This window comes from Butyrivibrio sp. ob235, assembly GCF_900109475.1.
Classification (GTDB): domain Bacteria; phylum Bacillota; class Clostridia; order Lachnospirales; family Lachnospiraceae; genus Butyrivibrio.
The window spans coordinates 49597-72434 of the sequence record NZ_FOBE01000005.1; the positions used below are offsets into that span (position 1 = coordinate 49597).

19 protein-coding genes are annotated in these 22838 nt (G+C 41.6%); 6 read left to right on the forward strand and 13 right to left on the reverse strand.

Translation table 11 applies throughout. From position 1 onward, the window contains the following. Window positions 1-2 precede the first annotated feature (2 nt). Entirely contained in the window at window positions 3-2114 is a 2112-nt protein-coding gene (locus BMW61_RS06025; RefSeq protein ID WP_091820349.1) for a helicase-related protein, read from the reverse strand. Window positions 2115-2359: 245 nt separating this feature from the next. Between BMW61_RS06025 and BMW61_RS21805 the strand changes: the two genes are divergently transcribed. After that, window positions 2360-2524, forward strand: coding sequence for a hypothetical protein (locus tag BMW61_RS21805; RefSeq protein WP_022761513.1), 165 nt, complete (start codon window positions 2360-2362; stop codon window positions 2522-2524). An 82-nt stretch (window positions 2525-2606) separates the two neighbouring features. On the opposite strand, the gene BMW61_RS06030 is transcribed toward BMW61_RS21805, so the two are convergent. The 6 genes from BMW61_RS06030 to BMW61_RS06055 all read right to left on the reverse strand — a co-directional run bounded on the left by BMW61_RS06030 (window position 2607) and on the right by BMW61_RS06055 (window position 10458). Then, window positions 2607-3923 (reverse strand): leucine-rich repeat domain-containing protein, encoded by a 1317-nt coding sequence (locus BMW61_RS06030; protein ID WP_091820350.1) that lies wholly within the window; start codon window positions 3921-3923, stop codon window positions 2607-2609. Window positions 3924-4087: 164 nt separating this feature from the next. Next, on the reverse strand, window positions 4088-4342 hold the full coding sequence (locus BMW61_RS06035; protein WP_022761511.1) for a hypothetical protein: 255 nt from the start codon (window positions 4340-4342) through the stop codon (window positions 4088-4090). A 50-nt stretch (window positions 4343-4392) separates the two neighbouring features. Then, on the reverse strand, window positions 4393-4977 hold the full coding sequence (locus BMW61_RS06040; protein ID WP_022761510.1) for a Maf family protein: 585 nt from the start codon (window positions 4975-4977) through the stop codon (window positions 4393-4395). A gap of 53 nt (window positions 4978-5030) precedes the next feature. Then, window positions 5031-7199 (reverse strand): RNA degradosome polyphosphate kinase, encoded by a 2169-nt coding sequence (locus BMW61_RS06045; RefSeq protein ID WP_026497731.1) that lies wholly within the window; start codon window positions 7197-7199, stop codon window positions 5031-5033. Between the two features lie 60 nt (window positions 7200-7259). Then, a complete protein-coding gene (locus BMW61_RS06050) occupies window positions 7260-8804 on the reverse strand; it encodes a Ppx/GppA phosphatase family protein (RefSeq protein WP_022761508.1) in 1545 nt (514 codons plus the stop codon). 34 nt (window positions 8805-8838) lie between these two features. Further along, window positions 8839-10458, reverse strand: coding sequence for a DUF815 domain-containing protein (locus tag BMW61_RS06055; protein WP_175475110.1), 1620 nt, complete (start codon window positions 10456-10458; stop codon window positions 8839-8841). 146 nt (window positions 10459-10604) lie between these two features. Here BMW61_RS06055 and BMW61_RS06060 point away from each other — a divergent pair, with 146 nt between their 5' ends. From BMW61_RS06060 to BMW61_RS06070, 3 genes are all read left to right on the forward strand, one after another. After that, the gene (locus BMW61_RS06060) at window positions 10605-11633 is read left to right on the forward strand and encodes a DUF5050 domain-containing protein (protein ID WP_091820353.1); all 1029 of its coding nucleotides are present in this window, start codon (window positions 10605-10607) and stop codon (window positions 11631-11633) included. A gap of 86 nt (window positions 11634-11719) precedes the next feature. Next, entirely contained in the window at window positions 11720-12676 is a 957-nt protein-coding gene (gene pyrB, locus BMW61_RS06065; protein ID WP_026497733.1) for an aspartate carbamoyltransferase, read from the forward strand. Window positions 12677-12749: 73 nt separating this feature from the next. Next, window positions 12750-13187, forward strand: a complete 438-nt coding sequence (locus BMW61_RS06070) for an aspartate carbamoyltransferase regulatory subunit (protein ID WP_022761504.1) — start codon at window positions 12750-12752, stop codon at window positions 13185-13187. Between the two features lie 25 nt (window positions 13188-13212). Here BMW61_RS06070 and BMW61_RS06075 read toward each other — a convergent pair whose 3' ends face one another. From BMW61_RS06075 to BMW61_RS06100, 6 genes are all read right to left on the reverse strand, one after another. Beyond that, window positions 13213-13986 carry an ABC transporter ATP-binding protein gene (locus tag BMW61_RS06075; protein ID WP_091820355.1) on the reverse strand — a complete coding sequence of 258 codons (774 nt, stop codon included), beginning with the start codon at window positions 13984-13986 and terminating at the stop codon, window positions 13213-13215. Window position 13987: 1 nt separating this feature from the next. Next, window positions 13988-14872 carry an ABC transporter permease gene (locus BMW61_RS06080; protein ID WP_026497735.1) on the reverse strand — a complete coding sequence of 295 codons (885 nt, stop codon included), beginning with the start codon at window positions 14870-14872 and terminating at the stop codon, window positions 13988-13990. 23 nt (window positions 14873-14895) lie between these two features. Then, the gene (locus BMW61_RS06085) at window positions 14896-16083 is read right to left on the reverse strand and encodes an ABC transporter substrate-binding protein (protein ID WP_330388415.1); all 1188 of its coding nucleotides are present in this window, start codon (window positions 16081-16083) and stop codon (window positions 14896-14898) included. Between the two features lie 221 nt (window positions 16084-16304). Continuing rightward, the gene (locus BMW61_RS06090) at window positions 16305-16862 is read right to left on the reverse strand and encodes a CAP domain-containing protein (RefSeq protein WP_022761500.1); all 558 of its coding nucleotides are present in this window, start codon (window positions 16860-16862) and stop codon (window positions 16305-16307) included. Between the two features lie 202 nt (window positions 16863-17064). Next, entirely contained in the window at window positions 17065-19026 is a 1962-nt protein-coding gene (locus tag BMW61_RS06095; protein WP_091820356.1) for a leucine-rich repeat domain-containing protein, read from the reverse strand. Window positions 19027-19162: 136 nt separating this feature from the next. Beyond that, entirely contained in the window at window positions 19163-20836 is a 1674-nt protein-coding gene (locus BMW61_RS06100) for an ion channel (protein WP_207650177.1), read from the reverse strand. A 150-nt stretch (window positions 20837-20986) separates the two neighbouring features. Between BMW61_RS06100 and BMW61_RS06105 the strand changes: the two genes are divergently transcribed. Together BMW61_RS06105 and amrS are read left to right on the forward strand one after the other, a co-directional pair. After that, a complete protein-coding gene (locus BMW61_RS06105) occupies window positions 20987-21886 on the forward strand; it encodes a LysR family transcriptional regulator (protein ID WP_022761497.1) in 900 nt (299 codons plus the stop codon). Window positions 21887-21888: 2 nt separating this feature from the next. Beyond that, window positions 21889-22728: an AmmeMemoRadiSam system radical SAM enzyme gene (gene amrS / locus BMW61_RS06110; RefSeq protein ID WP_091820358.1), complete on the forward strand. Its 840-nt coding sequence runs from the start codon at window positions 21889-21891 to the stop codon at window positions 22726-22728. Window positions 22729-22838: the final 110 nt, after the last annotated feature.

Here is a 22838-nt window from a genome sequence, read left to right on the forward strand (position 1 = left end):
TATTAATGTCTTCTAAGTAATTGTCTTTTTCGATAACATTCCTGACACATGTTGAACTTGAAGGACCACTTTAGCTTCTTACCGCAGTATATGCAGGTTCTGAGGCTTAGATTCTGCTTATCCAGAATTGTGAAAATCTTTTCGGATATCTTTCTTTTTCCGGATAATATTACCGAGAGCGCTTCCTCTTCTCCGAATATTCTCGTGAAAGAATATAAAAAGTCGTAGATAGCACTGCTTATCTCAAGTACCTGAAGGGCCTCCTTATCATCTTCGTCAACATTATCAGCCCTGTACGCTTTAATCGTTTTCCTAAGGTCAGGCATCTTGCCTTCTGAAAGTTCCTTGTAATATTCAAGATATACGGGAAAAGTATCTTTGTTGTCGGGGCTTGCCGGAATTCTTATAAACTTTCTTATCAGTTCACGATCATCGGCGATTTGTTCAAGCGCCTTTGCAATTTTTATTTTTTCGGAGATGTCTCCCTTATCATAAAAATCGTTAGCCGGTATCTGATTCCACAGTTCAAGAATTGTGGATACCTTACCGTCTTTTAATAAAAACTCCTCCGGGATGCTGACCATAGCCCTGTCTATTGGAACAGTCTTTTTAAACAACAACTTCTTTATAATTTCATAGTCATAATATGAGGTCACATATCCTGTGTCATAAATCCCATATCTTCCGGCTCTTCCGGCAATCTGCTTTACCTCTGAGGAGTTGAGCGGTCTCTCATCTTTTCCGTCATATTTCACTGTCTGGAGAAAAACAACGCGCCTTATAGGCAAATTCATGCCCATTCCTATCGCATCCGTAGCAACTACAACACCTGTCTCACCGCTCGCGAATTTCTCCGCTTCCCTGTGGCGGACATCATAAGGAAGTGCCCCATATATAATACTGCATTTAATATCATTATCCTGAAGCTCTGCCGCTACGCTGTGTACATCTCTTCTTGAAAAGACAATCAGCGCATCACCATTTTGTACAGCCTCGGGGAAGCTGAAATCCACAGCATTTTCATCCATAACAAGCGGTGTCATTCTCTCATGGTAGGTTATCTCATAGGTATCACCGCAGGATTCTATCATTTGTATCAGAGTATCCTCAGCATCAGGAGATGCGCAAAGATGAATAAGTTTAGACCTCACTCCGAGAATAGCTGTTGTCCAGGAGCCTCCGCGCTGCTCATCGGCAACCATCTGGGCTTCATCTATTACAGCCATATCCCACTCTTCCTTAATATCAAGCATCTCAATGGTTGATGCCTGATGATATGATCCCGGCATCAATATGCGCTCTTCACCGGTAATCATTGAACAGGGAACACCGTCTTTATTCATCCTCTCATACTGCTCGTAGGCGAGTAATCTGAGTGGTGCAAGGTAAATTCCGCTCCCGGCCTTCTTTAACTCTTCCATCGCCTGATGAGTTTTTCCTGAATTTGTCGGTCCGATATGGATTATGAACTTTCTCTTCATCTGCCTTGCAAGCGGAAAGAGCGTTGTAAGGTCATCAGGTGTTGAAGTCTGGATATTTTCATAGAGAAGTTTCTGCGCCTGTATGGCCTGCATAAGCTTTTTAGTCAGATATTTATATCTGGGATTTTTCCCAAGATCTGTAAGCACATCCTCTTCCATCAGATTATCCTGAAGATATGTAACTAAGTCCCATATTTTCCTGGTCTTTCTCAGATACTTAATTATGAGCCTTGAAGCTGCTTTTTCTCTTGTCTTAGAGACAAAGGTGACTATGGCTGGATCTTGCGCTTCAAGTAAATGCTCGTAAATTGCATGCGGAATTCCCGGGAAAAATTCAGTAAGAAGCGAAGGATGCATTTTCCCCGAAAGCTGTTTACAGAACTTTTCAATATTACCTCTATAGAGCTCCTGCTTTTGTACTTTTCCATATGCCGTCTTTCCGTCAACATGGAATCTCTCCGTTCGAAGGGCGCTTCTGCAAAATAAAAGAACGTCCCGTCCTATTTCAGCTATATGCTTATCCCAATAGGCATCAAACTCCTGCCTTGGGAACGCTGCATCTGCATTTCTGATCTCATTTTTAAATTTTGCTTTTTTCCTGGCAAACCTGTTCTGATACTTCTTAGAAGCCATTCAATACTCCTATGTATATGTCATATTAGTTTATATGCATGATACCATATATGGATTTTCTATTGCTGTTTTTGAAAATAATTTTCACAAAACAGCTTATAAAAAAAATAAAAAAAACATTAAAAAACAGGCTAAAGTTTTTCGGGGTGCCCATCGATATATCTTCTGTAAGCGAAAAAGAACATTCAAATGGCCAAGATGAATGAAAGAAAAACAGAGAATGATTTAATGGAGGTTTCTCACCAATGTATATGTATGAACTCTTTCTTTCAACAAATGTAGAAGGCAAAAGCATCCACTTTATCCAGACAAACCACAAGGCTGATAACCTTGACATCTGGCTTAAGAAGCTGGTTAAAGACAACACAATCACTGAAGATGTAGCTAATGCGGTAACCTTTGTATGGTGAAGCTGAATATAATAAAGAGCCGGCAGGCAGCTTGATTATCAAGTACGCCTACCGGCTTTATTTATTTCTTCAATTCAGAAAATCAGCTTACCTTCCATGTCTTAACATATCCAATGCTCTTGTTTTTGAAGACTTTGATTGTCTTTACCTTAAATTTCTTTGCATCACCCTTGCTCATCTTCACCTTAACCTTAGCCTTCTTATTGATTTTGAAAAATGCCTTTTTCCCAACCTTGGACTTCTTGGTGAGATAAGTTGACTTAACTTTAATGTTCTTTAATCCTGAGCAGTTGTAATAAGCCTTGGCACCGATCTTCTTAACCTTCTTACCGATTGTAAGTGATTTAAGCTTGGCGCAATCTGAAAATGCCGAAGCACCGATTTCTTCAACGTTATCGGTAAGATCTGCAGTGGTAAGCGCTGCGCAGCCTGCAAAAGCATTAGCTCCGATTTTCTTTACTCCGCTTCCAATCTTGACTGACTCAAGATTTTTGCAGTCCTTACAAGCACCGGCTCCGATTTCTTCTACGCTGTCACTGATAACAATTCCGGTGATATTATCTTTTCCACCAAAGTTAGCAAATGCACCTTCACCAATGCCTGTTACTTTATATTCTTTCTTATCCGCAAGTGTAACCGTAGCCTTAACCGTCTCTGTTCCGCTGGCATTTTCAGCAGGCTTCTCGTAGGTTACTGAACGATTATCTTCATCTGTAGAAACTACTTTGTAGGTAGGGGATTCTTTGGGTGTCTTATCAGGTTCCTGGACTTCATCGCCTACTTTTACAGTTCCGGTATCAGGTGTCTTAGGATCTGTTCCAGGATCCGTTCCCGGATTACCTCCAGGATTATCTCCAGCGTTAATCACACCATCATCACCAATAGTACCGCCAACAATTGTTACATACTGATTAATGTTATTTTTATATGCATCTGTACCTTTATTTGCTCCATATGCAGCACCAATGGTCAATTTGGATCCGGCAGTCATTTGAATTGTTATTCCTGTATCAGGCCCTGGAGTTCCTTGAGTTCCATCATTAGCAGATAAGAAATCTATATTACACTCTCCTTCAACTATAATTGTAAGGCCACTGGTATCTGCACCAAAATCGGTAAAGGAAACATTTTTAATAGTTACCGACTTATTCTCTTTATTCCAAACAAGGTGTGAAGCCGGGTCTGCTATGTCATTTGAAAAATCACCGGAAGCATATAGTGTTCCAGTTCCACCAGTATTGATTGTAACTCCCTCGTTCTCCCATATCTGAAAATATGGCGGTACAGCCAATACCCTCATCGGCATAGCAACCATGCACATGCAGAGGGCCACAGCCAATGCCATAACACTACTTACTATTCGTTTTATAGCTTTTTTGTTACTTGTTGCTTCTTTCATCTTCCATCAACTCCTTTTCTGTGAAAAACATTCCTTCTGCATAAGACGCTAATCGTAACTTAGCTGCCAAAATCACAACACTTTCACTTATTTTATTGTAAAAAAATGGGAATATACAAACAATGCATATTCCCTAAAGTATTTATTAACTTTTGGTTATTATATTATCCTTCAACAATAAGGTATCTGCCATCACCGATGTCAAATACTTCTGACGCTTCCATGACATCCCCATCACCGGGATCAAGGCCTGCTTCTTCAAAGTATTCTTCTACTTCCTCAGGTGAATCCACGACCACAGCCATGCAATCTTCAAGAAAGGCCTCTGCTTCCTCCGGAGACTCAGCCACATTTTCAGAAAAAAGCTGTCCCTGATTTTCCAAAAAACAATTTAAAACCGCATCATCATATTCGTGCATACATAGCTCGCTTTCCCACAGGTGATAATAAGTACCCGTGCTTAAAGTGGTTATATAAGGTTTCTTGCTTTTAATTCCTGATAAAGCCTTGAGAGCGGAAGTCCCACCACGTTGTTATAATCACCCTCGATGCCTTCCACGAACTTTCCAAAAAGTCCCTGGATTCCGTAAGCTCCGGCCTTGTCGTAGGGCTCATCCGTATCAAGATAGGCTTCTATTTCATCCTCTGACATTGGGAACACTTTTACTTTTGTACATTCATAAAAAGTGAATTCCTTTTCATCGGAATTATCTCCGTATACAACGCTTACTCCGGTGTACACCTCATGCGTTGTTCCGGCGATGTCCGAAATCATCTGCCCGGCATCCTTCCTATCCTTTGGCTTACCAAGTATTTTCTCTTTATATGATACAACGGTATCTGAACCAATTACAACGACAGTGTCTTTATTATCTCTTAAAACTTTATGAAAAATCTCTTTAGCTTTTTGCTTCGAAAGCGATGTAACAACTTCCGAAGGTACTTCGCTCGTTATGATTTCTTCACCCGTTGCGGGTATTATTTCAAAATTTATCCCCAGGGAGCCCAGAAGTTCTTTTCTTCTGGGGGACCCTGATGCAAGTATATATTTCATTTAACCCTCATCCGTCAGCTGCACTGACACCTTCCCCCTTTGGGGAAGGCATATTATAGTCCGTGGTCGTCCCTGTATTCCGGTTCGAAGACTCTGCTTTCAGTAATGTTCTTAGGCTTTCCAAGTTCGGTTGCCTCATTACCGAAAAGCTTCTGGGAATTAAGGGAATCCGCGCCTCTCTTTGTTACCTTGATATATTCGCCCTTTTCATTCATGACATGAGCTTTAACATTGTCCCGAAGCTCGCAGTCGAGAATATGCCATAGTTTTTCCCGAAGTGCGGGATTTTCAACAGGGAACATAATCTCCACACGGCGCTCTAGGTTTCTTGGCATCCAGTCAGCACTTGATGCGTAGTACTCAGGACTTCCGCCATTTTCAAAGTAGAATATACGGCTATGTTCAAGGAAGTTACCTACTATGGAGCGAACTCTTATATTATCACTGATTCCGGGAATTCCGGTCCTAAGGCAGCATATACCTCTAACGATAAGATCGATTTTTACTCCGGCATTGCTTGCTTCATAGAGTGCAGCGATAACATCCTTATGACATATTGAATTCATCTTAGCAACGATATGCGCAGGCTCACCGTTTCTGGCATGATCTGCTTCTCTTTTGATCAGATCAAGAATTCTGTCCTTAAGCCACAAAGGTGCCAGTGTCAGTTTGTTCCATACTACCGGCTCAGAATAACCGGAAAGCATGTTAAATACAGCGGTAGCATCTTCGCCGTAGGCTTCAGCGCAGGTAAACATACCGACGTCAGTGTACAGCTTTGCAGTTGAGTCATTATAGTTACCGGTTGCCAGGTGAACATAACGCCTGATACCGTCTTCTTCTTTTCTAACAACAAGTGTTATCTTACTATGGGTCTTCAGTCCCTTTAATCCATAAATAACGTGACAGCCTGCTTTCTCAAGCATCTTCGCCCAGACGATATTATTCTCTTCATCAAAACGGGCTTTAAGCTCAACCAGTACAGATACCTGTTTGCCGTTGTCAGCAGCTTTTGCAAGAGCAGCAATAATAGGCGAATTACCGCTTACTCTGTAAAGAGTCTGCTTAATGGCAAGAACCGCAGGATCAGAAGCGGCAGTTTCCACAAATCTTACTACCGGATCAAAGCTCTCGTAGGGATGGTGCATCAGAATATCACCCTCTCTTATGCACTCAAAGATATCCCTGTCAGCCGGAAGCTGAATAACCGGGGCAGGTGGATTATAGCCATGCTCTTTAAGATAGTCAAAGCCCTCTATGCCATACATCTTCATGAGGAAGGTCAGATCAAGCGGTCCGTCTACAGTATAGACCTCTCGCTGCTCAACCTTAAGCTCGTCAACAAGCAGCTTAAGAAGTCTCTTATCAAAGCCCTTCTCAATCTCAAGTCTTATCGCCTGTCCCCACTGGCGTCTTTTCAGCTGTTTCTCAATTTCCTTCAGAAGATCCTCTGCCTCATCCTCATCAATTGAAAGATCTGCATTTCTTCCAACTCTGAAGGGATGACAGCACACAATATCGTAATTAAGGAAAAGCTTATGAATATTTCTCTCTATAATCTGCTCAAGAAGAATTATTTTTCTCACGCCGCTGATCTCAGGAATTTCCATTATTCTGGGCAGAACCGAAGGCACCTGAACCATGGCGAATTCCATCTCATCATCATTGTCCTTACCTTTGACAAGCGCACCGATATTCAATGTCTTATTTCTGATAAGCGGGAAAGGTCTCGACGAATCCACCGCCATCGGAGTAAGAACAGGATATACGAAATCATCAAAATATCTGTCTATATAGTCTGCTTCCTCAGGGGCAAGCTTTTTATAATCCTTTACAATTTCAACACCGTTTGCACTAAGCTCCGGCAATAACAGCCGGTTGTATATTTTGTACTGTTCAACAACAAAATCATGAACAGCATCGGTGACCTCATCCAACTGCTGCTTTGGTGACATTCCCGCTATATCCGGCTTCTTATAACCGGCATTTATCATATCCTTAAGGGAAGCCACACGGACCATGAAAAACTCGTCCAGATTGCTGGATGTAATACTAAGGAATTTCAGCTTTTCAAAGAGAGGTGTAGCTTTATCCTTTGCCTCGGAAAGACATCTGCTGTTGAACGCAAGCCAGCTAAGCTCTCTGTTAATGTAGTACTCATCATTATAGAAATTAGGAATACCGCTTTCATTTGTAGTTGTATTTTTCTTTTTTGCTGCCATATTGTCCCTCATAAGCCCATATGGGCAATCATCTGTAAAAAGTAACTGCTGTCTTATTCATCAAAAGCGTTTTTGTCGTATTACAGGCTTTATTCCGTATACCTGCTCAAAGAAGCTTCCCCTTGCTCCGAACAAACCTTTTTCAAGGGAAATATCAGCCATGGTATCAACCGTTATTTCAAGTTCCTTGTCCTTTACTGCAACTCTGACATTCTTAAACTTCTGTTTATGAGTTCTGTCAAGGCCATTGGCTATTCTCAAAATAGCGGTGAGCTTAGCGATGGTAAGATACGCGTCGTGGTCTATTCCGTGGAATCTGTATCCTCCACCCTTATAATATTCAAAATCGTCATGATTAAACCTTACTACATTGGCAACTATCGATCTCTCCAAATGGGATATTCCGATAATCTCCGTAGACATTATTATGTTGTAGGAGCAGTCACCGAGATTAACCATGCTTATATATTTTCCGCAGTCATGAAGGATTGTACAGATTTGCAATAACAGTCGTTCTCTTTTTCCCAGTCCGTGGACCTTTTTCATGCTGTCAAAAATACTAAGTGCTATTGATTGAAGTGTCTCACTTCTCTGCTTACTTCCCATGTATCTTCGTGAAATGTTCTGTGCGCATGCAACAATATCCTGCTCGAAATCATGGGAGCTCTTGATATATTTTTTCCTCTCGGCATACTCGAAGGCGATACCGTCGCAGAGTGTCCCTCCGGGCGCCCAGATAGTCTCTGCCTTAAGCATCGCAACAATGTTACTCACAAGAAGTCCCGATACATACATGAGCATCAGATTATCCTGTGGAAGGCCCAGCTTTTTGGAAATATCAGTAAGAGATTTGTTGGCCAAAGTTCCCATATAATACACAAATTCCTTGGCCGATGCGTATCCTTTTTCTTCCATACCAAGGTTTATTCTTTGCAGAACAGGTGATACGTAATCGTCAATTAAAATAACATTCTCTATCTTTCTGTCTTTAAGATGCATCTTTGCAAAGACATTCAGCTGGGATTCAACGAGTTCCTGCACAAGCATCGGAAACTTGCTGTGACCGGGCTGAATATGCTGCATAGTGGAATATAGACGAAGAACACCAAGCCGCAGCTGCTGAGTAGTCACAAGGGTATCATTCTCGAAAAGAGATATCTGGATACTACCTCCGCCGACATCAACAATAGCAGTTGGTTTTTCAAGAAATTTAAAAAATCGTTCGTTATTAAGAGCAACCGATTTATAATCAAGAAATCTCTGCTCGGAATTACTCAGAATATCTATTTCAAGCCCTGTGCGCTGTCTAAGGAGTTCCAGGACAGTATCTGTATCCTTGGTCTCACGCATCGCGCTCGTTCCATAGGCCTGATAACGCGTAACTCCATAGCCTTCCATGATCTTGTTGTAATCAGTAAGGATTCTGATAAGCTCATCCATGTGAGTAGCAGAAATCTGACCTGTCGCATAGGTTTCCGTTCCCAGGTCGATTTTGTGGCTCACATGATCGATTTCCTTAACTCCCTTTTTCTGCGACATTTCAAATATTTTCATGTCCAAAGCGTAGGAGCCCATGTCTACTGCCGCAAATACATCTGTCGCCATATATTACCCCCTGTTTTCAATTGCCCGATAAGATTCATTTACCCAATAGATAATCGATGAATTGCTGAGCGGTTCTGCCGGAGAGCCCACCGTGATTCATCTCCCACTTGCGAGCTTCAGCAATAAGCTCAGCCTCAGGCATATCGATTCCGTTCCGATCAGCCAGTACCCTGACAATCTCATCGTATTCTTTCATCTCGGGTGCCCCGAAATAAATAGTCACACCAAAGCGATTAGCCAGTGACAGCTTTTCCTGAACTGTATCATTCCTGTGAAGGTCATCATCAAGTACAGCAGGCTTATCCTTGAAGCTCTCCCTTATCAGGTGCCTTCTGTTGGAGGTTGCATAGATGAGCACGTTCTCCGGTTTCTTCTCCAGACCTCCCTCAATGACAGCTTTCAGATACTTATAGTCGGTCTCGAATTCTTCAAAACTGAGATCATCCATATAAATAATAAATTTGTAATTACGTCCCTTTATCTGTGCAATAACATCATTCAAATCCTTGAATTGATGCTTATAGATTTCGATTATTCTAAGGCCCCTGTCGTAGTACTCATTGGCAATGGCTTTGATACTTGATGACTTTCCGGTGCCGGCATCTCCGTAAAGAAGACAGTTATTTGCCTTCTTCCCCGAAACAAAAGCCTCCGTGTTATCAATCAGCTTTTGTTTGGCAATCTCGTAGCCTACAAGATCCTTCAATTCCACATGTCTGATATTTCTGATTGGCTCTATGACAGCGCCGGAATCTTCATGTCTCACCCTGAATGCTTTATGAAGTCCGAATTTACCGACTCCGTAGTGTTTGTAGAATAATGTCAGTTCCTTAAGCATCTCCTCTGCATTAGAGCATCCGGCAAGATCAACTGCAAGTTCACATATTCTGTCCCTTACTCTGGTATTGAACACTTTACTCTCAGCATTCCCCACCTCATAGGTGAATAAAGAGTTAAACTCAGGCACATGAAGTCTTTCCGTCATATCCGAAAAATCGATATCAAACCATTTTTTAAAACAGGAAAGATCATGAAGAGCAAGTTCCTTTATCGTTCCTCCCATGTCTCCTCGCATCTCGTCTGCCATGCTGTATGCATTTTCATCAGAAACAAGAAGAAGTGCCAAAAAGGTATGCCAAAGATTCCCGTAAAAGCCGCGTCTTGCAGATTCTTCAATCAGAATACTCATCATGGAATGAATAAGCTCTTCCTGCTCTTCCTTAGGAAAATGAGCATCCGCAAGTTTTTTATCCGAAAGAATTACAAGATTGTCGCGAAGATAAGTCTGCTGATCTGTCGCATTTCTAAATAGTATCAATGAATTATTATTTGAATTAAGCTCCCTGTATGCGGGATCGGTCTTTGCGTTTTCATCTGTCACGCCGTTAGCTGAGAGCCTCTCATACTGCCTCTTACGGCTTATCTCCATGATCTTTTCAAAGAGCTCTCCTGTAGGCTCCCTGTTCTCGTCGCTCGTAGCAAGTGACTTTACTTTCTCAAGTTTCAGGTTTTCCCTGTCCTTATCAAAAATGCTTTTTTTAGCCTGTATCTTGTAATCAGCTATCTTCTCGCTGACAGTCATTCTCTTTTCAAACAGAGCAATAAGTTCTGAATCAATTTTGTCTATATCACTTCGAAGTTCATTTAAATCCATACCTAAAATCTCCTACTTTTGTTATTAGAATTGTACCATAATTTAAGGGAAAGTTAATGGTATTCATGCTAAAAATCGTGTTATACTTTATAAAATATAGTTTATAAAATTTGCATCGTGTTTTAGCCCTTATGAGGTGATCTTTTATGAAAAGCAGAACCTTTCTTATATTTTTTTCAATCTTTATCACAGCCATTACTGTAGGCTTGCTAATTTACTTTATTTCCAAACGTGTTCCTATGAATGATGAAAATGTCGTGGGCAATACTCCCGGCAATCTTTATAATGGCGGACTTTTCCTTGAGATGGACGGAAAGGTTTATTTTTCAAACCCTCTCGGAAATGACTGTCTCTACTCCATGAATCCGGATGAAACAGATGTTAAGCAGCTTACTTCCATGAATACAAGTCATATCGTAGGTGCAGGTAAATACATTTACTTTTACCTTGATTACTCCAAGAAAAATGTATCAAACAGCAAGCTGAAAGGACTTGGAAATGTATCCGTTTTCTATGGCTTATATCGAAGCCAGCTTGACGGTGAAAAGCAGGAGGTTCTTGACAGAGAATATATCTCCTCCGTTCAGCTTGTAGGTAGTTATCTCTACTATAACGTTGACAACGGTAATAAGGCAGGACTGAACAAAATAAGAATTGATGAGCGAAACCAGAGCCTTGTTACAGCTGAAAAGCTTGACCCCTCATGCGCCATCGACGGAAAAATCTATTACAGCGGTGTTGATCTTGATCACGATCTTCACGTTATGGACACTCTTTCAGAAGATACTTCCAGCATTCTTCTGAGTGGTAATATCTGGCAGCCCATTGTTCAGAATGGTTTTGTTTATTACATCGATGCTGCTCATCATTACAGGCTCTGCCGCACAAATCTCTCCAGCGGCGAAACCAGCGTACTTACCGACTCCAGAGTGGATTTTTACAACATGAACGAATTCAATATCTTCTACGCCACTTCAGAACCCGGCAATCAGACTTTAAGAGTTATGAAGCTTGACGGCTCTAACAATGCCGTGATCGCTGAAGGTATTTTCCACGCTCTCAGTCTCACCTCGAAGTATCTGTATTTCAAGCCATTTGATGTTGAGAATGTAATGTATCACGTTCCTGTTGACGGCTCCGACGTTGTCAGCACATTCCTTCCTCTGAACAAGTAAAAATGGTCTAGACAACTTGGCACAAACATATATAATTGATTAAAGAAAAAAACTAATCAGTTTTATATGGGAGTGCAGAATCTATGATGAACAATCTAAGACACATGATGCGACCGCTTGATTTCACTGTAGAAGAGCTTGAAGAATTATTTGACACAGCCGGTGATATCGAGCGCAACATGAGCGCCTATGCGCACAAATGCGACGGTAATATCCTCGCAACCTGTTTCTACGAACCCAGTACCAGAACAAGACTCAGTTTCGAGACCGCAATGCTCAGACTCGGCGGTCAGATAATCGGTTTTGCCGATGCCTCCAGTTCATCCGTTTCAAAAGGCGAAAGTGTCGCCGATACTATCCGTGTTATTTCCAGTTTTGCCGATATATGTGCCATGCGTCATCCCAAGGAGGGTGCTCCGATGGTAGCTGCGGCGAATTCCATTATTCCTGTTATTAATGCCGGCGACGGCGGTCATCACCACCCTACCCAAACTCTTACAGATCTGCTAACAATTCGTTCCTTACACGGAACTCTTTCAGGTTTCACTATTGGTCTCTGCGGCGATCTTAAATTCGGCAGAACCGTCCATTCTCTTATAAATGCACTTGTTCGTTACAAGGATATCCATTTTATTTTCATCTCTCCTAACGAACTTCGTGTTCCGGATTACATCACAGAAATGTTAAAGGAAAACAACATAACCTATGAAGAAGTAATAAAGCTTGAAGACGTAATGCCAAGACTGGATCTGTTATACATGACCAGAGTGCAGAAAGAGCGTTTCTTCAATGAAGAGGACTACATTCGCCTGCGTGACTTCTACATACTCAATGAGGAAAAAATGGAGTTAGCAAAAAAGGATATGCATATCCTCCATCCGCTTCCCAGAGTAAACGAGATTTCAGTTGAAGTGGACAAGGATCCGAGAGCTGCATATTTCAAGCAGGTTCAATATGGATTGTATGTGAGAATGGCTTTGATACTGACGCTCCTTGATAAGACCGATGCACATATGAATCATGGATTGTTACGAGAGTGGTGACCCCCTCATCCGGCACTTCGTGCCACCTTCCCCCTAGGGGGAAGGCAAGTAATTAACAAAGAAAGGATACAATATGCTTAATGTAGGAAAAATCGAAGAAGGTTTCGTTTTAGATCATATAAAAGCCGGACGCAGCATGCAGATTTATCATCATCTGGGACTCGACAGACTGGACTGCACCGTTGCCATCATAAAAAATGCAAGAAGCAATGTTATGGGCAAGAAGGATATTCTGAAGGTTGAGTGCGATATCGATACTCTGGACCTTGCGGTTCTGGCTTTCATCGACCATAACATAACCGTAAATGTAATTAAAGAAGGTGAGATTGTTGAAAAGAGAGCCCTTTTCCTTCCTCACGAGATAAAGAATGTTATAAAATGTCACAATCCCAGATGCATCTCTTCAATCGAACAGGAGCTTCCGCATATCTTCTACCTGGCTGATGAAGAAAAAGAAATATATCGCTGTAAATACTGTGATGAGAAATATACAGAAAGCGCTAAGAGCTGATTGCTCTTAGCGCTTTTTTTAAATATCAGTTACCACATTCAACACTGATTTCATTGAACAAATGCATTATTTCTTCAGGCTTCATCTTTTTCTTGTCTTCACCTGATTTATCAAGAATTATTGATCCTTCATGCATCATCAGAAGTCTGTCACCATACTCCGTAGCATATCGAAGGTTATGGGTAACCATAATAGTTGTAACCTTTTTCTCTCTGACGATTTTATCCGTAAGTTCCATAATGATATCCGCCGTTTTAGGATCGAGCGCAGCAGTGTGCTCGTCCAAAATAAGAAACTCAAGCGGTGTCATCGTACTCATAAGAAGCGCCACAGCCTGGCGCTGACCACCTGAAAGAGAACCAACCTTTGTATACAGTTTATCCTCCAGGCCAAGTCCCAGGCTTTTCAGAAGATCTCTGTAGTAATCCTTGCGCTTATGATTAACGCCTGCCTGTAGTCCGAAAATCTTGCCCTTATTATCAGCGATGGACATATTCTCCAGAATATTCATGGACGGACATGTTCCCTTTGATGGATCCTGGTAAACTCTGCCTATTGTTCTATGCCTTTGATAGTCACGCTCATTGGTGATATTTTCACCATTAACAAGAATTTCTCCTCTGTCGGCCTGAATCGATCCACAGATGATATTGAGCATTGAGGTCTTGCCTGAGCCGTTACTTCCAACAACAGCAACAAACTGTCCATCCGGAACTGTCAGATTGAAGTCATCAAAGAGGCACATCTCATTGACAGTGCCGGGATTGTAATTTTTATAAATTGATTTCAGTTCCAGCATATCAGGCCTCCACTTTCCGCTTCTTGTCTCTGGTGATAATGAGAATCACAAGGAACAATACAGCTGTGATGAGCTTTAAGTCTGTCGATTGAAGACCACATTTAATGGCAATCGCTACGCAGGCCTTATATACTATGGCACCGATAACAACACTCGTTGTAATTTTGAAAAATGACACTTTCTTTAAAAGAGCTGTTCCTATGATAACACTGGCAAGACCTATTACAGCTGTACCGGTTCCCATGGATACATCAAAGTATCTCTGCTGCTGAGCATAGATGGAACCCGAAAGAGCAACAAGGCCATTGGCAATAGCAAGGCCGATGATTCTGACCTTTCCCCTGTCTACACCCATTGATGTAACAAGAACATCGTTATCTCCGACAGCCTGAAGCATAAGTCCTGACCTTGTTTTAAGATACCAGTCGAGGATAAATTTCACTATTATTGTGATGACAAATAGAATAATCACCGACTGAAAACCCGCAAGCCCGGGAATCATCCCAAACAAAGAGTTCATAAGCTTGTTATCAAAAATTGTGTAGTAATCATACATGGGAAGGTTTGCTTTTCCTGCAATTCTAAGATTCACTGAATACAAACCGGTCATCATGATAATTCCGGCAAGAAGATCCCTTACCTTAAACACCACATGGATTATGCCTGTGCAGACTCCTATAAGGCAGCCTGCCGCAAAACATATCGGTAAAGTAAATATCGGCCGGACCCCGGCTCTTATCATAACAACAGCAAGGCAGATTCCAAAAGGGAATCCGCCATCTACTGTCATGTCAGGAAAATCCAATATTTTATACGTAATATACATTCCCAGAGCCATGATTGCGTAACACAAGCCTTGCTCCAGCACACTTATCAGAAGTGCCATAGTTACTCCTATCCGCTTATAAATTAATTTGCAGCGATGTTATCGTATACCTCAGCTGCGCCTGAAACAAAGCTGTCATCAAGAGTCATTCCGATCTCTTCAGCTGCCTTGGTATTAACATAAAGGCTGGGCTCACTAATTACTTCGAAAGGCATCTCGGAAGCCTCGCTCTCTCCCTTAAGAACCTTAGCTGCCATCTCTCCTGTCTGGATTCCAAGCTTAACGTAATCAAGGCCCATAGCTGCAACGCAGCCAACCTTAACCTGCTCAACCTCTGAACCGAATACAGGAATCTTCTGCTCCTTAGCATAGCTAAGTACTGTCTGAAGACCTGAAACAACTGTGTTATCAGTAAGGTTATTGATGCAGTCAACCTTTGTTACAAGATCTGCAGCTGCCATATCGAGATCAGCAAGAGTATTGATACCGCTGTCTACGATTTCAAAGCCATACTCCTCTGCATGCTCCTTGTACTGAGCAATTGTACTCTCGGAGTTAGTCTCACTTGTTGTATAAAGAATACCGATTTTCTTAGCATCGGGAAGCATCTTTCTGATCATATCGAGCTGCTCTGTAACAGCAAGTGCATCAGATGTTCCTGTTATATTTCCTACAGGTGTTCCATCCTCTTTTGCAAGCTCTGCAGCAACAGGATCTGAAACAGCTGAATAGATAACAGGTACAGTTGTTCCAAGTGCGGAGTTGTATGCACTCATTGCACTGGGTGTGGCAATACCGCAAATAAGATCAACACCGTCTGCAACAAAAGCATCGGAAATCTGGCTTGCAGTACCTGTATCAGCCTGAGCGTTCTGGAAATGAACCGTAAGATTCTCACCTTCTACAATTCCTTCATTTGCAAGTCCCTGAAGGAATCCTTCGCGACAGTTGTCAAGTGAACCGTGCTCAGCGAACTGTGAGATACCGATTACATATTCATCCTTAGATTCCTCGGTAGCTTCTTCATCCTCAGTCTCTGCAGCATCTTCTGAAGTCTCAGCCTCTGCTTCTTCAGCTGCATCAGAAGACTCTTCTGTAGCCTCTTCTGTAGCTTCCTCAGCTTCAGTGCTCGCTGCCTCTTCACTGGAAGCAGCTTCAGTACTTACTGCCTCACCTGCGTCATCCGCTGTTTTGCGGTTGTCACCGCAACCTGTGATGGTCATCGCCATCATCGATGCAGCCAAAATAGCTGCCAGCATTTTCTTTTTCATAATCTCCTCCTATCAGTGCCTTGGGCACTTCACTACTGTAAACTAACACAGCAAGTAACTTTATTATCATACAACATAATACCCACAAGCGCAATCCAAAGCCCAGACTCGAAAATGCAAGCATTTCCTCGTTGGTGCTCCGCGCCAAATAGATATAAAAAAATGCAGATAACCGAGTAAACTCGATATCTGCATTTTGTTCATATCTGCTTGGCTTTGGATTAGTATCCAAATTCCTGAGCCCAGTACCAGTTTCCGTTGTCTGCCTGGTATACAGCTATTCCGACTGACTTGAAACCTGACTCCATAATGTTGGCTGCGTGAGTAGGTGATGCCATCCATGCAGCTACAACCGAATCGCCTGTGTTGTAAAGCTTTGCAAGATTCTCACCGTACATGATGCTGCTGTTTACTGTGTACCACGCATCACCGTTAGGTCTGTTATGTGAAAATGTACCAACGATCTCCTGTGCTCTTACAAGTGCTGCCTGAGTAAGTGCATCACTCCATGAAAGAGCGCCAAGTCCTGCAGCTGTACGCTTCTGATTTACAAGACCGAATGCTGCCTGAGCTGCTGCCAAAGCACCTTCGCTTGTAGGTGCCTCGCCGGCAAGGGCGATAGCCTCATCGTCGATATAAATATTCTCAGTGTCCTCGTTGATCCCTCTGAGAGCTGCTACGTCATCAATTGTTGCCACCTTCTCTGCTCCACATGCCATAACGTTGAGTGAGATAACAACTGCAACCATAGTAGCTATTACGCGTCTGAACTTCTTCATAACTGATTCCTTCCATAAACAAAAACTAAAAATGTTTATCAATTACTTACAAGACAATAATACCATGTATATCACAATTGTCAATGGATAAATCAAATAAAATTACATTTATGATTGAAGTTTTTATTATTTTCTTTCAAACTCGCTATTTTAGGGCATTGGGATAATTTTTTGAAACCTAAAGTTTCCCAGCATAATATGATCACTGTTTTTTGAACTTGAAAATCGCTTTTGATCCACCGGCTTTTTTTATCAGTTTAACCAGTCTGGTAAATTTCTTCTTTGTCGATACATAAATTGTTATCTTTGCGCCTTTTTTTATTCCCTTGAAAGCACCACTGCCCACCTTTAACAGATTATTTCCTTTTATCTTAATCACTGAAAGATTCGAACAGTTTTTGAATGCCCCCTTTCCGATCGTTCTAATCGTTTCCGGGATGATAACCTTTTTCAGCTTTTTATACCCCTTGCATGCACCATCTTCTATTTCTGTTACCGTATACATGCAGCCATTTTCATCTGTCACTGTGGAAGGAATCGTTATAGACGAAGCTTTTTTATTATTGCCAGCTTTAAAAGTCACTTCAGTATTTTTATCAGGAGTTATCTCAAATACTCCTTTTTCCGTATCTATGGGTGCAACTGTATCAACCTGTTTATCCGCTACCTCTTCAGGTGCATCCACTTTTTCAGGCTCGGGTAATGGAACTGTTATCTTACACTGAGCCGTATGGCCTCCATCAGCGGAAGTAACCGTAATAATCGCTTCACCCGGGGCAATGGCTCGCAGTATATGCTCATCCACTTCTATGCAATCATAATTACTTGATTTAACTACATAATCCTTCACTGTAGCATTTTCAGGTATTATCTGTACATCGGCAACGATGCTTTGTCCTATCTGCATCTCCATCTCTGACTGAGATAATGAGATACCGGTAACCGCCACATATTGTTCATCTCGTATTAATGAATTCACATCCGTCTGTGACAGGTAATCATATGTATAATGCGTGCCGTAAGCCTTGGGCATTCTGAAACCGACAAAAGCTGATGAGCTGTTCCTTAGATGAGCCTTGGAACTGTCACCCACCCCCTTCTCATACTCTGCCGTCGTCCTGTTGAACCAGTCATGTCTGAGTTCACCTTCAGTTGAAATAGCCCAGGTAGTGTCCACCTCGTACCATGATCCGTCAAGTCTCACTATGTTCCAGGCATGACCGCCTCCCGCATATCCGGCGATAATCATGGATTCAATCCCAAGTCTTTTCAAAATCAGTTCATATCCGGCTGAATATCCATCGCACACTGCAAGATGGTTAACAAGTGCTCCATATGCCGTATGTGAAAGGTTATAATATCCTGCTGTCGACCTGTCTGCAGCGCAGGCATGATCATATTGAAGATTTCCTACATAATAATCATGAACATTTAATTCAGTAAGTGCATCCCAAGTCTGATTAACACAATTGTTACTTGGATTTTTCAGATCACTGATCCACTTATTAAGTGCAGTTGTAATCTGGCTATCGATATTTTCAAAAGCTGTTTCGTCATAATTTGCGGTAATCACGATATAACTGTTAAAATTACCGGATTCATATTTTGACCAATAATAAGACGTATGACACATATAGAATTCAACTTTTTCCGGATGATCAAAATAGAGAGCCTCCTGTGCCCTGTTCAGCACATTTTCGTATTCTTTAGTGCTAAGGTCATACGCATTCTGGAAGGTTGAACTGCCTGAATAAACAAGTGTCTTATAGGTATTAAGGCAATCCCATGTATAAGTATTTGTTCTTTGTGAATAAGGAATGAAATTGTTAGAAACAATAGATCTGTATAAAGCTGAATAGATAGCTTTCTCTGCAGGCGACAGATACCTGTAATGCTCACCGGTTTCAATTGGAGCAGCATTCAAAGCATCCCCAAGAATAAGTGTATTTCCGACCAGAGTGTCTTCTTTAGGCGCAGAATTCTCCAAAGGGTCGTCATCAGGAATCAACTCCGTTATAGCCGGAGGTTCATGCATATCCCCGGTCGGATATGTAGCAGCGGCTTTGACATCCGCCTTGAAAATCGACGTCACCATTAATGGTAACACAAAAAGAGCCACAGAAATGGCCAGTGCTTTCACACTATTCGTTTTTGAACTACTCATAACAAACTAAATCCCCGCACTCAACTTAAATCTCATAAGAAAAAAGTATATATACATATACTATAGGTCATATTATACCATTATTTTGAACTTTTTGTTTCATATATTATTATTATTAATTTTCAGGTAGGACAGATCAGTGCCCCTTTGCAGCTTTATGTGAGGCCAACTCGTCGATGAGGGTCCAGCTGATCTCTACCATCTGTTTTTCAAAATCATTTAATTTATCAAAGGGCTTAAGAAGGTTGTTTTCTCTGGTGTCATCATTTGTTTTTTCTGCATAAGAATAGTTATGCAATAAATAGAAACGACAGGTGCGCTCATGTTCAAGCTTGTTCAAAACAGCCTTCTGTTCATCGGACATATTATTTCTTGCCGCAGAAGCCTTCCGCAACGTTGCAGAAGGAATGTCATCGAAGGGTTGGCAGGGCGCCTCATCTCCAAGAATCATATGCACCTTAAGACTTATATGGTCGGTTGTGATATAGTTCATGTCCTTAATAAGACTGTCTAAATCTTCCCATAACGGGATAGCGCCGCCTAAATAGAAGCGCATCATTTCATGACGGCAAAGTGCCATATCAGTCAGAGTATTGTGCAGTACAAAGGCGGGGGTAAGGATATCTCTGGTTTGTCCAAAAGGAGTAGCAATACTTCTGACGTTACTGTTATAAATATATATTTCACCACTGAAGGCAAAAAATTTCTGAAGAGTCTGAAGAACGGCGATATTATCCTTTTCAGAGTCGTCGCAAAGAATGATGCGATCAGCTTTTGCCAGGAGCTTTTCGTCCGCGTTCCAGTGGCTGTCATGGAAAATGATGCTGTCTCTTCCATCGGATTGTTCGTTAATGCTTACTATATCATTGAGTTTTTTACGGTTTCTGCAGTATTCATCTGAATTACCGAATACATGATAGTGTATGCTCTGGTCCTCGTATAAGACATTTAATTCAAGCGCACGATCAAGAAGAACTGAACCTGCAGCGCCAAAACCGATAAGAAGAATGGTTTCGTTTTTCTTTTTTACGGGGTATTGCTGCCAGAATAATCTTGCCGTACAGTCAGTTAGTGAGAAGAAACTGATATTCATAGGATGATGGGCCGGTGTAAAATTGGCCAGACACACGATAGGGGCACCGGTATCGGACAGCGTTATGGCGTCCAGGAAATTTTCCATCTCGTTATCCTTTAAGCACATAATATGAGCATCATAAAGAGAACCTCTACGTTCAAGGAGTTCTGCGGCAGACCATTGAACGGAAATTGCCTTTGAGCCTTTTCCGTCATCCTGACAACCTGAATAGATGATAACTGCGTCAGGACGTACGGATTTTATGTTTTCAGCAAAAATCATTGAGTACTGGGATTTATCGGTAAAAATATACCAGGGTTTGGCCGTATGAATCGATAGAAGGATAATAGGCTTAATGCGGGAGACAAATTCCATCATGAATCCCACAAAGAAACCGAGCAGACCGATACCTAAGATAACGAATATGGACGCTATCAGGCGGCCTGCGGGAGTAACAGGATAGAAATCACCATATCCGATAGTGGTGAGGGTAACGAGGGAGTACCAAAAGGCCTCTCCAATGTTATGAATCGTGGCGGAGGGATCTCTTCTCTCGATTTCCACCAGCAAAAAAAGCAGTGCCAGGTAAGCGGCAATAAACCCCAGAAGAATTCTGATATAACGGCGAATCATGAAAAACATGCGCCTGAAAACAGAACCGCCGGAGCCTTTGTTTACTGCATGTGTAAGCTTTAGATCATTTATTCTGTCTTTGAATGACTTTTTATTATTCATAGTAATCCTCTATGAAATACTATCAAAGCGGAATCAATGTTTCTGATTTTACTTTACTCTGTGGCGTGTATTATTGCAATAATTTGCTTCTGCGATTCAAATCAACTGTGATATAGTAATGTGTAGAAATAAACCAAAGAGGTGATACACATGACCATATTGCAGCTAAAATACGTTATTGCTATTGATGAAGAATCATCCATGAGAAAGGCGGCGGACAGACTCTATGTCTCACAACCCGGTCTTTCAAGTGCGGTAAGAGATCTTGAAAAGGAGCTTGGAATTCAGATTTTTGAGAGAGTTCATAACGGCGTCGTTACCACATCCGCCGGGGCTTCCTTCATTGCCTATGCAAGACATGCGGTTGAGCAGTTCGAGATTGTTGAAGAAAAGTATTTGAACTCAAAATCCGATAAACCCACTTTCTCAGTTTCCATGCAGCATTACACTATTGCAGTTAATGCTTTTATCGAGACAGTAAAGGAATATGATCTTGATGAATATCAATTTTCCATAAGGGAGACTCAGACAAGTGAGGTAATCGAAGATATCAAGAATATGAAAAGCGAAATAGGTGTTATCGCTCTTTCGGATTTCAATAAAAATACCTTCAAAAAGATTTTCACAGATGCATCGCTTGAATTCCACGAACTTTTCACACGTAATACATATGTGTATTTGAGAAAGGATCATCCCCTTGCAGATAAGGAGGAACTCTCACTTGAGGAACTCTCCGACTATCCCTGCATGGTATTCGACCAGGGTGATAATACTTCCTTCTATTACAGAGAGGAAGCCCTTGCTACCTATGATTATAAAAAGATCATCAGTACCAACGAACGAGCAACTTCAATTGAACTAATGCTCGGCCTTAACGGCTATGCTGTCGGAGCTGCAATGCTCGGAGACAGTCTTAATGAATCGGACCTAAAAGCTGTAAAGCTTAAGGAAGACGAGACGCTCACCTTCGGATATATAACAAGAAAGGGCGTCGAACTCAGCGAAATGGGAGAAACTTTTGTAGAAAAGCTTGAAGAATACTTGGATTAAAAATTATGCCTTTATGTGAAGTTTGTCATCATCACTGCAATTTAAAAGAGGATATGACCGGAATGTGCATGGCAAGGACCTGCCGCGGCGGAGAGATTGTATGCACAAATTACGGACTTATCACGTCCATAGCACTTGACCCAATAGAGAAAAAACCATTGTCCAGGTTTTATCCCGGATCAATGGTGGTTTCTGTCGGAAGCTACGGATGTAATCTTCGCTGTCCGTTTTGCCAGAATCACACTATATCTTATGGATTTGATCCAATATTGTCGCTTCCGCAGACGAGATATATAGCACCTGATGAACTGGTCGGTATCGCTGCCTCGTATAGGGAAGATGGAAATATTGGAATAGCTTTTACATATAATGAACCGCTTATAGGCTATGAATATGTAAGAGATACATCAAAACTGGCTCATGAAGCGGGGCTTAAAACTGTGCTCGTATCAAACGGCTGCGTTTCGGAAAAAATCCATGATGAAATTATTCCTTATATAGATGCGATGAATATTGATCTCAAGGGATTTACCGATTCCTATTATGAGGATGTCCTTAAGGGTGGCAGAAAGATGGTCATGGACTTCATTACAGCTGCTGCTAAAGAGTTACATGTGGAACTGACTACGCTTATTGTCCCGGGATACAATGATACCGATGAGGAAATCATGGACTTGTCCTCTTGGATTGCAGGCATCCGCAATGACATTCCGCTTCATATAAGTCGTTATTTTCCGAGGTTCAATATGACAGATGTGCCTGCTACAGAGGTTTCAAAAGTCTATCATCTTGCCGAGCTTGCCGGGCAACAGCTCAAATATGTATATACGGGTAATTGTTAAAATAAAAAAGGGGAAAGCCGGGTTCTTGTCACGAAGAACCCGGCTTTTTTTCTATGAAGAAAGTGTTCTTATGAGGGGGTGGAACTTATTTACTGTTCCTTACAGTGTTT

What these genes read in the sequence shown, in the direction of transcription:
- BMW61_RS06055 (WP_175475110.1), bottom strand. Translation starts at nt 10,458, where the DNA reads ATGGATTTAAATGAACTTCGAAGTGATATAGACAAAATTGATTCAGAA.
- BMW61_RS06045 (WP_026497731.1), bottom strand. Translation starts at nt 7,199, where the DNA reads ATGGCAGCAAAAAAGAAAAATACAACTACAAATGAAAGCGGTATTCCT.
- BMW61_RS06080 (WP_026497735.1), bottom strand. Translation starts at nt 14,872, where the DNA reads ATGGCACTTCTGATAAGTGTGCTGGAGCAAGGCTTGTGTTACGCAATC.
- BMW61_RS06070 (WP_022761504.1), top strand. Translation starts at nt 12,750, where the DNA reads ATGCTTAATGTAGGAAAAATCGAAGAAGGTTTCGTTTTAGATCATATA.
- BMW61_RS06050 (WP_022761508.1), bottom strand. Translation starts at nt 8,804, where the DNA reads ATGGCGACAGATGTATTTGCGGCAGTAGACATGGGCTCCTACGCTTTG.
- BMW61_RS06095 (WP_091820356.1), bottom strand. Translation starts at nt 19,026, where the DNA reads ATGAGTAGTTCAAAAACGAATAGTGTGAAAGCACTGGCCATTTCTGTG.
- BMW61_RS06075 (WP_091820355.1), bottom strand. Translation starts at nt 13,986, where the DNA reads ATGCTGGAACTGAAATCAATTTATAAAAATTACAATCCCGGCACTGTC.
- pyrB (WP_026497733.1), top strand. Translation starts at nt 11,720, where the DNA reads ATGAACAATCTAAGACACATGATGCGACCGCTTGATTTCACTGTAGAA.
- BMW61_RS06030 (WP_091820350.1), bottom strand. Translation starts at nt 3,923, where the DNA reads ATGAAAGAAGCAACAAGTAACAAAAAAGCTATAAAACGAATAGTAAGT.
- BMW61_RS06085 (WP_330388415.1), bottom strand. Translation starts at nt 16,083, where the DNA reads ATGAAAAAGAAAATGCTGGCAGCTATTTTGGCTGCATCGATGATGGCG.
- BMW61_RS06035 (WP_022761511.1), bottom strand. Translation starts at nt 4,342, where the DNA reads ATGCACGAATATGATGATGCGGTTTTAAATTGTTTTTTGGAAAATCAG.
- BMW61_RS06040 (WP_022761510.1), bottom strand. Translation starts at nt 4,977, where the DNA reads ATGAAATATATACTTGCATCAGGGTCCCCCAGAAGAAAAGAACTTCTG.
- BMW61_RS06025 (WP_091820349.1), bottom strand. Translation starts at nt 2,114, where the DNA reads ATGGCTTCTAAGAAGTATCAGAACAGGTTTGCCAGGAAAAAAGCAAAA.
- BMW61_RS06090 (WP_022761500.1), bottom strand. Translation starts at nt 16,862, where the DNA reads ATGAAGAAGTTCAGACGCGTAATAGCTACTATGGTTGCAGTTGTTATC.
- BMW61_RS06100 (WP_207650177.1), bottom strand. Translation starts at nt 20,836, where the DNA reads ATGAATAATAAAAAGTCATTCAAAGACAGAATAAATGATCTAAAGCTT.
- BMW61_RS06105 (WP_022761497.1), top strand. Translation starts at nt 20,987, where the DNA reads ATGACCATATTGCAGCTAAAATACGTTATTGCTATTGATGAAGAATCA.
- BMW61_RS21805 (WP_022761513.1), top strand. Translation starts at nt 2,360, where the DNA reads ATGTATATGTATGAACTCTTTCTTTCAACAAATGTAGAAGGCAAAAGC.
- BMW61_RS06060 (WP_091820353.1), top strand. Translation starts at nt 10,605, where the DNA reads ATGAAAAGCAGAACCTTTCTTATATTTTTTTCAATCTTTATCACAGCC.